The sequence below is a fragment of the Gordonia sp. (in: high G+C Gram-positive bacteria) genome, from assembly GCF_020438995.1.
Classification (GTDB): Bacteria; Actinomycetota; Actinomycetes; order Mycobacteriales; family Mycobacteriaceae; genus Gordonia.
In genome coordinates this window covers 1-5,671 of record NZ_JAGQTN010000039.1, presented here as the reverse complement: position 1 = coordinate 5,671, position 5,671 = coordinate 1, and the positions used below count along the sequence as shown (strand labels likewise).

The following is a 5,671-nucleotide window of genomic DNA, read 5'->3' as shown; positions in this document are numbered from 1 at the left end:
GCGAGTGCGTACAGCGGATCGGCGCCCGTCTCGCTGTAGCCCTCGTTGCGCAGTTCCACCTTGCGGGTCTTGAACGTCGACGTGGACTCCAGTTCGTCGACGATCCGCACGAACAGCGGGATCGCATACGAGGGCAGCGAATCGTACAGGTGGGCGGCGAGCTTCACCGGGTCGAGGGTCTGTCCGTCGCGGAGCTTGACCGCGACCATGCCGGCCTTGCCGTCGGTGCCGGGGATCGCGACACCGTAGGCGACGGTCTGCTCGACGGCGTCGACCGCGTCCACCGCACCCTCGACCTCGGTGGTGGCCACGTTCTCGCCCTTCCAGCGGAAGGTGTCGCCCAGCCGGTCGACGAACGAGACGTGCGAAAAGCCCTGATCGTGGACGAGGTCGCCGGAGTTGAAGTAGGCGTCGCCGTCCTTGAACGCGTCGCGGATGACCTTCTTCTCGGTCTCCTTGGCGTCGGTGTAGCCGTCGAGCGGGACACGGTCGCTGATCTGCGCCAGCAACAGACCGGTACCACCCTTGCCCACCTTGGTGAGGCGTCCCTTCGCGTCCCGCCTGGGGCTGCCGTCGTCGTTGTAATCGACGATCACGTACGGCAGCGGGCAGAACCCGGCGGTCTTGTCGACGCTGAAGGCGTTGATGAAGGCGATGTTGAGTTCGCTGGCCCCGTAGAACTCGACGATCCGGTCGATGCCGAAGCGCGTCGCGAACTCGTCCCAGAGGTCCGGGCGCATACCGTTGCCGACGGCGAGGCGCACCGAATGCTTACGGTCGGTGTCCTTGGGCGGCTGGGCCACCAGGTAGCGACACAGCTCGCCGATGTAGCAGAAGGCGGTGGCCCGGTTGAGGATGACGTCGTCCCAGAACTTCGACGCCGAGAACTTGCGGCCGATCGCGACGCACGCGCCGCCGGCCAGGACCGAACCGAGCGACACCGACAGGGCGTTGTTGTGATAGAGCGGCAGCGCCACGTACATGGTGTCGTTGTGGTGCAGGCGCACACCGAGACCGCCGATGCCCGAGAAGTTGGCGAGCCAGCGGTTGTGGCTCATCACGCTGGCCTTGGGCAGGCCGGTGGTGCCCGAGGTGAAGATGTAGAACGCGTCGGTGGAGGCCGGCAGTTCCTTGGTGATCGCCGGATCGGTCTCCGGCTTACCGGCCGCGGCCGCGTCGAGCGCGGTGAAGTCGAGGGTGCGCGGCGGCAGCTTGGCCGGCGACACCGAGTCGAACACGTCGGCGCAGTCGGGGTCGTAGACCAGGACCTTGGCCTTGAGCAGCGACAGACTGTGCTCGGCGACGTCGCCCAGCTGGTTGTAGTTCATCATTCCGGCGGTGGCACCGAGCTTGACGGTGGCCAGGATGACGAACAGGTCGGTGGGGCTGTTCTTCGCCAGGATCGCCACCACGTCGCCGCGGTTCACGCCGTTCTCGGTGAGCACCGCCGCGTAACGGTTGACCAGGCGGTTGGCCTCGCCGTAGCTGGTCGTGGCGCCCTCGAACCGCACGAAGGGGCGGTCGGGGTGGGCGTTGGCCAGATTCTGGAAGATGTGCCCGATCGTCTTCTTCATCTTCGGAGACCGCAGGATCAGGCCCGGGGCGTGCCTGATGATGCCCGGAACGTCGGGGGCCATTTTCAGCAGTCCGCGCCCCATGTCGGCGATGGTGACCGTCTTACGATCGTCCTTGGCCATTTGTTTCCGATCTCCCCTACATTCAGGTGCACACTTGTACACCGGACATCTTAGGGTGTGCCTCACGATCTCCCGCACGGGGAGTGCCCGGACACATCCTGCCGCTCGACTCCGGTGGTGCGGATCACCTTACCGGCCGGTAGCCAGGGCCAACGCAGCAACCACGGAATCGGTCACCAGCAGCCTGTCCATCGCACGCCGCGAGACGAACCCGTCGTCGATGCGGGCGGTCAGCCATTCCAGCAGAGGCGAATAAAAACCCTCGGGATCGAGGAGGATCACCGGTTTGTCGTGCATCCCCAGATAGCCGCCGGTCCACGTCTCGAAGAGTTCCTCCAAGGTGCCGATCCCGCCGGGCAGGGTGATGAACGCGTCGGCCCGATCGTCCATCTGCTGCTTGCGCTGGCGCATGGTGTCGGTAACGATCAGCTCGTCGGCGCCGGTGTCGGCAACCTCGCGTTCCATCAGCGCGGTGGGGATAATACCGACGGTGTGACCGCCGCCCGCGCGCACCGCCCGGGCCAGAGCCCCCATCATCGAGACATTGCCGCCGCCGGAGATCAGGGTGTGACCGCCCGCGGCGATGGCCGCACCCACCTCCGCGGCGAGATCCAGGTAACGCTGATCGACCGGGCCCGAGGCGCAGTACACGCAGATGGCGATCGGCCCGCTCACCGGGCCGGGCCCCCGTCGCCGTCCTTGCCACACGTCGGACACGACGACTTCACGATCTCGACCGCCTCCTCCGGCGTGTCGACGACGTGCAGCAGGTCGATGTCGCCGGCCGAGATCATTCCCTCGGCGAGCAGCCGGTCACGCATCCAGTCGATGAGTCCGGCCCAGTAGTCGCGGCCGACCAGCACGATCGGGAACCGCTCGACCTTCTTGGTCTGCACCAGGGTGAGTGCCTCGAACAGTTCGTCGAGGGTGCCGAAACCGCCCGGCAGGCAGACGAAGGCCTGCGCGTACTTGACGAACATCGTCTTGCGCACGAAGAAGTAGCGGAAGTTCATGCCGACGTCGACCCACGGATTGATGTGCTGTTCGAACGGCAACTCGATGTTGAGGCCGATCGATTGGGCGCCCGCGTCGAAGGCACCCCGGTTGGCTGCCTCCATCGCACCCGGACCGCCGCCGGTGATGACCGCGTAACCGGCCTCGCCGAGCGCCTGCCCGAGACGGACCGACAGACGGTAGGCATCGGTATCGGGTTTGATGCGGGCCGAACCGAAGACCGTCACGGCCTCGGCAACGTCGCTCATCGCGTCGAAACCGGCGACGAACTCGGACTGGATACGCAGCACCCGCCACGAATCACGGACGGTGCGATCCACCCGCCGCCCGGGGTCGCGAGGGTCGACCCACGCCAGCAGACTCCGGTCGGTGGTCTCCTCGGAATCGTCCCGGCGGAACAGGATCGGCCCCGCATAGCTGGTGGAGGTGTCCGGGGTGGGCGGCAGGTCTGGTTGGCTCACGCCGCACACGCTAGCAGCGCGGGCGCGACCGCTGCGGGATCAACGGGAAAGATACCCGCGCAGCAGGTCGGTGACCTCGCGGATCTGGCTCACGGGCACCCGTTCGTCGGCGCGGTGGGCCAGGCTCGGATCGCCGGGGCCCAGGTTGACCGCGGGGATACCGAGCGCGGAGAACCGGGACACGTCGGTCCAGCCGTACTTGGCCCGGAACCTGCCGGCGGCTGCCTCGACGAGCGCGGCGGCGGCCGGGTGTGCCAGGCCCGGCAGTGCGCCGGCGGCCGAGTCGGTGAGCTCGAGGGTGACCAGACCCGAGTCCAGGTGTTCGGCGAAGACCTCTCGCACGTGTGCGAGCGCGGTGTCGATGCTGCGGTCGGGAGCGAACCGGAAGTTGACGTCGACGTGCGCGGCGTCGGGGATCACGTTGCCGGCCACACCGCCACCGATGGCCACCGCCGAGAGTCCTTCGCGGTATTCGCAGCCGTCGATGTCGACACGGCGCGGCTGGTAGGCGGCCAGCGTGGTGAGCACCCCGCCGAGCTTGTGGATGGCGTTGTCCCCCATCCACGATCGGGCCGAATGCGCCCGGACGCCGGCAGCGGTCAGGCGCACCCGCAGCGTCCCCTGGCAGCCGGCCTCGATCAGGCCGGACGTCGGTTCGCCGAGGATGGCGACGTCGGCGGCCAGCCACTCGGGCAGGTCGCGTTCGATGTGCCCGAGGCCGTTGAACTCGGCGGCGATCTCCTCGCAGTCGTAGAACACCAGGGTCAGATCGTGGGCGGGATTCTCCAGCGTCGCCGCCAGATACAGGAACACCGCGTCACCGGATTTCATGTCGACCGTTCCGCAGCCGTGCAGGAATTCGTCGTCGATGCCGTAGTGGTCGTCGAAACCGCTACCCCTGCGATGCGGAACGTTGTCGGCGATGGGCACCGTGTCGAGGTGACCGGCGAGCAACACCCGCGTCGGCAGGCCCCGGGAGGTGCGGGCCAGTACACAGTTACCGTGCCGGATCACCTCGAAACCGCTCGTCTGCTCGCGTAACGCGGCCTCGACCACGTCGGCGATGAGCGCCTCGTCCCGCGACACGCTCTCGATGTCGACAAGTGCTGCGGTGAGTTCGACGGGGTCGGCGGTCAGGTTCAGAATGGTCACCTTGTTCACGGTAGTGGCCTGTCACAAACCCCACCGCTGAGCCCCGGCATCGCAATAGTTGTCGTGGCAGGCCCCAGCGGTGGGGTTTGTGACGGCACGCAGGCCGTAAACTGCACCCGTGACTGGAGCAATCGCAACTGGTATCGCCACCCTGACCGACGACGGCGCCGTCCTCGACACCTGGTTCCCCGAACCGGCACTCGATGACGCGGTCGCCACTACCGGCACCGACGTCCTCGACCTCGCCGACGTCCCCGCCGACCTCGAACCCCTGATCGGCACCGACGAGGCACGCGGCGTCAAGATCGTCGCGGTCCGCACGTCCATCGCCGACATCTCCGCCGCCCCGATCGATGCCCACGACGTGTACCTGCGGCTGCATCTGCTCTCGCACCGGCTCGTCGCACCGCACGGCATCAACCTCGACGGCCAGTTCGGTCTGCTCACCAATGTGGTGTGGACCAATCACGGGCCGTGCGCGGTCGAGGGTTTCGAGAAAACCCGCCTGAAGCTGCGGGCGCGTGGGCCGGTCACCGTAACCCACATCGACAAGTTCCCGCGCATGGTCGACTACGTGATCCCCACCGGCGTCCGCATCGGTGACGCCGACCGTGTCCGGCTCGGGGCGCACCTGGCCTCGGGCACTACCGTCATGCACGAGGGTTTCGTCAACTTCAACGCCGGCACCCTCGGCACCTCGATGGTCGAGGGCCGTATCTCGGCCGGTGTCGTCGTCGGCGACGGCTCCGACGTGGGTGGCGGCGCGTCGACGATGGGCACCCTGTCCGGAGGCGGCAAGGAGATCATCGCGCTCGGCGAACGCTGTCTGCTCGGCGCCAACTCCGGCTGCGGCATCCCGCTCGGCGACGACTGCGTCATCGAAGCCGGACTGTACGTGACCGCCGGCACCAAGGTTACCGGCCCCGACGGCACCCGGGCCAGCGCCCGCGACTTCGCCGGCGCCTCCAACCTGCTGTTCCGCCGTAACAGCATCACCGGCGCGGTCGAGGTGCTCCCCTGGAAGGGTGACGGCATCGCCCTCAACGACATCCTGCACAAGAACGACTGACGGCTGCGCCGCCCGCCGTCAGAGGCGGGCGGCTGCAGCGGCGATGCGTTCGTCGGTCGCCGTGAGGGCCATGCGGACGTGTTTGGTTCCGGCCGGTCCGTAGAAGTCGCCGGGGGCGGCCAGGATGCCGCGCTCGGCGAGCCAGCCCTGTGTGACGCGGGAATCCTCGCCGCGGGTGGCCCACAGATACAGGCCCGCCTCGGAATGATCGACGGTGAAGCCCGCGTTCTCGACGGCCGCCTTCAGGACGTCGCGGCGGGCCCGGTAGCGCTCGCGCT

Annotated in this window: 6 protein-coding genes; 1 reads left to right on the top strand and 5 read right to left on the bottom strand. The window is 67.7% G+C overall.

Features of this window, described 5'->3' with window-relative positions:
- The 4 genes from KDB67_RS02975 to dapE all read right to left on the bottom strand — a co-directional run.
- Positions 1-1,697: long-chain-acyl-CoA synthetase (locus tag KDB67_RS02975; RefSeq protein ID WP_291012201.1), on the bottom strand; the 1,697-nt coding region annotated here is incomplete at its 3' end.
- 129 nt (positions 1,698-1,826) lie between these two features.
- Positions 1,827-2,372 (bottom strand): TIGR00730 family Rossman fold protein, encoded by a 546-nt coding sequence (locus KDB67_RS02970; RefSeq protein ID WP_291012199.1) that lies wholly within the window; start codon positions 2,370-2,372, stop codon positions 1,827-1,829.
- Positions 2,369-3,115: a TIGR00730 family Rossman fold protein gene (locus KDB67_RS02965; protein WP_291012204.1), complete on the bottom strand. Its 747-nt coding sequence runs from the start codon at positions 3,113-3,115 to the stop codon at positions 2,369-2,371. Before KDB67_RS02965 ends, KDB67_RS02970 begins: the two co-directional genes overlap by 4 nt.
- Before the next feature lie 96 nt (positions 3,116-3,211).
- Positions 3,212-4,324, bottom strand: a complete 1,113-nt coding sequence (dapE, locus tag KDB67_RS02960; RefSeq protein WP_291012197.1) for a succinyl-diaminopimelate desuccinylase — start codon at positions 4,322-4,324, stop codon at positions 3,212-3,214.
- A 118-nt stretch (positions 4,325-4,442) separates the two neighbouring features.
- Between dapE and dapD the strand changes: the two genes are divergently transcribed.
- Positions 4,443-5,393, top strand: a complete 951-nt coding sequence (dapD, locus tag KDB67_RS02955) for a 2,3,4,5-tetrahydropyridine-2,6-dicarboxylate N-succinyltransferase (RefSeq protein WP_291012194.1) — start codon at positions 4,443-4,445, stop codon at positions 5,391-5,393.
- Positions 5,394-5,411: 18 nt separating this feature from the next.
- Here the strand turns inward: dapD and KDB67_RS02950 are convergent.
- The coding region (locus KDB67_RS02950; protein WP_366851683.1) for an aminotransferase class I/II-fold pyridoxal phosphate-dependent enzyme at positions 5,412-5,671 on the bottom strand (260 nt) is incomplete at its 5' end.